We start from the raw sequence: 3796 nt of genomic DNA on the forward strand, positions 1-3796 counted from the left end.
CAATCCTGGATGCCGGCCAGCGGCCGGCACTACCGGCATCCCCTACCCAACCATGAGAAAATGCCCCGCATGAACACTGCTACGTCCCCGCAGGCGCGCGGTTCCGGCCGCCGGACCCTGGTGCTGCTGTTTGCCGTGTTCTTCGGGGCGATGGCACTGGCCGCCGTGCTGCGCTTCTCCGGCTGGCAGCCGACCGGGCACCGCAATGCCGGCCAGCTGCTGAAGCCGCCGGTGGACCTGCGCCAGCAGGCGCCGACCCTGGCCAGCGGCCAGTCCTACCCCTGGAACCCCGAGGCCCGTACCTGGCGCCTGCTGGTGGCGCCGGCCGGTGCCTGCGACGCGCAGTGCGTCACTTTGTCGCAGGGACTGGGCAAGGTGTGGCAGCTGTTCGGCCATAACGCCGATAATGTCGAGATCCTGTGGCTGGGTACGCCACCGGCGTCGATCGCCTCGCTGCCCGCGCTGCGGCCGCTGGCTCCGTCGCCAGCCCTGCGCGCGGCGTTGCCGGGCGTCGATGATCCGGCGGGACTGCCGGTCTACGTGATCGATCCGAACGGCTTCGTGATCATGCGCCATGCCCCGGGTTCCGACCTCGGTGGCCTGCGCAAGGACATGGCCACGTTGCTGAAACTGAAGTGAGTCCCGTTTGATGAGCCTTTCCGCGCGTCCGGCGCTGCACCGCAATTTCCACCGCCTGGCGTGGTTCGCCATGATCATGACCGCGAGCACGATCATGTTCGGCGCCTTCGTGCGCCTGTCCGATGCCGGCCTGAGCTGCCCGGACTGGCCGACCTGCTATGGCCAGGCCACCTGGCCGCAGCACGTGGAAGAGACCATCGGCCACCCGGCGGCGGAGATCCGCCCGCTGGAGACCCACAAGGCCTGGCGAGAACAGGTGCATCGCTTCCTGGCCGGCGCGCTGGGCATCGAGATCCTGACCCTGGCGCTGCTGGCCACGCGCAAGCGGCGATTCGGAAGCACGGCGGTGGTGACCGCCTGCGTGCTGGTGGCCGCCGGCATACCGCTGTACATGATGGGCTGGCACGGCACCGCCAGTGCCCTGGCCTTGACCGGCGAGGCGATCCTGCTGATCGCCGCGCTGCGCTGGAGCAACATCGATCTCGCACGTGCGGCGCTGCTGACCTTGGCGGTGGTGATCTTCCAGGCCCTGCTGGGCATGTGGACGGTGACCCTGCTGCTCAAACCCATCGTGGTGATGGGCCATCTGCTGGGCGGCATGCTGATGTTCGGCCTGCTGGTGTGGATGGCCTGGCGCGCGACGCACATGCCGATCACCCTGGCTGAAGCGCCGAAGCTGAAGTGGCTGATGCGCATCGGCGTGGCGGTGCTGGTTACCCAGATCGCGCTGGGTGGTTGGGTCAGCGCCAACTACGCCGCACTCGCCTGCGGCGGTGGCAGCGCCTCGCTGGACAACTTCCCGCGCTGCGCCAACCAGTGGTGGCCGCAGCACAACTTCGTCGAAGGCTTCACCCTGTGGCGCGGCATCGGCGTGGATTACGAAGGCGGTGTGCTGGATGGCGCTTCGCGCATCGCCATCCAGATGGCGCACCGCCTGTTCGCGGTGGTGGTGGCCGTCTACCTGCTGTGGCTTGGCGTGCGCCTGTTCCGGTTGCCGAGCATGCGTGGCTGGGCCAGCGCGCTGATCGCGCTGCTGGTGCTGCAGGTCACGCTCGGCATCCTCAACGTGAAGCTGGCGCTGCCGCTGGAAGTGGCCGTGGCCCACAACGGCGTGGCCGTTGCCCTGTTGTTCGTACTGGTCAGCCTGCTGGCCCGCCTGCGTGCCCCGGACTGATTCCATGTTTTCCAATTACCGCCAGTACTGGGACCTGACCAAGCCCAAGGTCGTCGCCCTGATCGTCTTCACCGCCCTGGTCGGCATGGTCCTGGCCATCCCCGGCGTGCCGAGCTGGGAGCAGGTGCGCGCCGGCCTGCTCGGCTTCCTCGGCATCTGGCTGGCGGCCTCGGCCGCGGCCGCCATCAACCAGCTGCTGGACGCGCACATCGATGCGCAGATGGCGCGCACCTCGTGGCGCCCGCTGGTGGTGGGCAAGGTCAAGCCGTGGCAGGTGCTGGTGTTTGCCGGCGTGCTGATCGTGCTGTCGATGACCATCCTGGTGCTGTGGGTGAACCTGATCACCGCAGTGCTGACCTTCGCCTCGCTGATCGGCTACGCGGTGATCTACACCGTGTACCTCAAGCGTGCGACCTCGCAGAACATCGTCATCGGTGGCCTGGCCGGCGCGATGCCGCCGATGCTGGGCTGGGCCGCAGTGACCGGCATGCAGGGTTCGTCGGACTGGGCGTACTCGTCGCTGCTGGTGCTGATCATCTTCATCTGGACCCCGCCGCACTTCTGGGCGCTGGCGATCTTCCGCCGCGAGGATTACGCCAAGGCGGAGATCCCGATGCTGCCGGTGACCCACGGCGTGGCGCACACCCGCAAGCAGATCATGGTGTATTCGGTGGTGCTGGCGCTGGTCTGCCTGTTGCCATACCTGGTGGGCATGAGTGGTGCGTTCTACCTGGGCGGCGCGATCGTGCTCAACGCCGTGTTCCTCTGGTACGCCTGGCGCATGCTCGACCCGCCGGATGAGCTGTTCTCGATGAAGATGTTCTATTACTCCATCGTCTACCTGATGGCGCTGTTTGCCTTCCTGCTGGTGGACCACTGGATCCTGCCCTGGCTGTGACCTCGGGGTCGGATCCCCGAAGGGGCTCTGACCCCACCTGATCGCGCGGACATCCTCGCATGACGTGGATCACCTTGAACCGCCGTCTCGGCGTCGCCATTGCTGTTCCTGACCCCAGGGAAAGGAAGCAGCAGGGATGCATTCGTTCTTCCGTTGGACCACCGCGCTGATGCTGGCGCTGGGCATGGCCGTGACCGCGCATGCCGACGACACTACCGCGCAGATCCGCCAATACGCCGCTGGCCATCGCATGCTGGTGCTGGGCGAATTCCACGGCACACGCGAGACGCCACTGCTGGTGCGGCAGCTGGTGGACGACTACAGCCGCAATGGCGCGCCGGTCCTGCTGGCGCTGGAACTGCCACGCGCCGAGAACCCTGTGCTGCGCGACTATCTGGAATCCGATGGCGGGGCCGCGGCGCGCCGGCACCTGCGCGGCCGCGCGTTCTGGACCGTGCGCGATGACCAGCATGATGGTCGCCGCAGCCGCGACATGCTGGCGATGATCGAAGGCCTGCGTGTGCTGAAGGCGCAGGGGCGCGTGATCGAAGTGGTTGGCTATGACGTCAATGCCAGCAGTGGCGGCAACCAGGCGCGCGATGACTTCATGGCAGCCGAATTGCGACGGCTCTATCGAGGGTTGCCAGACAATGCACGCATGCTGGTGCTGACTGGCAATGTCCACGCCATGCTGCGGCGGCCGGAAGGTATGCCGCCGGAAATGCAGAGGCGGCCGATGGCCTCCCAGCTGCGGGACCTGGATATCTACAGCGTGCGGTTGGGTGCGCTGCGTGGCCAGGCGTGGGCGTGCGCGGACCGTTGCATGGCGCGGCCACTTCCAGAGCAGGTGGCCCCGCGGCTGCGGGGCGATACCCATGCGGAACGGGCGTACGACCTGTGGGTGTGGATGCCGGAGCTGAGCGTCGGCACGCTCGTGGATCCGTAGCGTCAGGCAACCCATCCACGCATGGCGTGGATCTTATCTCTTGCCGATCTGGCACCTTGGGGGCCGAGAGCCCGGCGTGGGCGACCGTGTGGATCCAGGTCTTGCGACCGAGAAGTAGCTTGGGTCCCCACGCCGGATT

At 67.1% G+C, this 3796-nt stretch carries 4 protein-coding genes; all 4 read left to right on the top strand.

Annotated elements, in window-relative coordinates:
• The first annotated feature begins 69 nt into the window (after positions 1–69).
• The 4 genes from VG561_RS21090 (at position 70) to VG561_RS21105 (ending at position 3657) form a co-directional block, all read left to right on the top strand.
• On the top strand, positions 70–639 hold the full coding sequence (locus VG561_RS21090) for a hypothetical protein (protein WP_046428212.1): 570 nt from the start codon (positions 70–72) through the stop codon (positions 637–639).
• A 10-nt stretch (positions 640–649) separates the two neighbouring features.
• Positions 650–1813 (top strand): COX15/CtaA family protein, encoded by a 1164-nt coding sequence (locus tag VG561_RS21095; protein ID WP_041863006.1) that lies wholly within the window; start codon positions 650–652, stop codon positions 1811–1813.
• A 4-nt stretch (positions 1814–1817) separates the two neighbouring features.
• Positions 1818–2711, top strand: a complete 894-nt coding sequence (gene cyoE / locus VG561_RS21100; RefSeq protein WP_049416773.1) for a heme o synthase — start codon at positions 1818–1820, stop codon at positions 2709–2711.
• Positions 2712–2847: 136 nt separating this feature from the next.
• Complete coding sequence (locus tag VG561_RS21105) at positions 2848–3657, top strand: hypothetical protein (protein WP_032957767.1); 810 nt, start codon at positions 2848–2850, stop codon at positions 3655–3657.
• Positions 3658–3796: the final 139 nt, after the last annotated feature.

Source organism: Stenotrophomonas sp. CASM110 (genome assembly GCF_049384345.1).
GTDB classification, from domain to species: Bacteria; Pseudomonadota; Gammaproteobacteria; order Xanthomonadales; family Xanthomonadaceae; genus Stenotrophomonas; species Stenotrophomonas muris.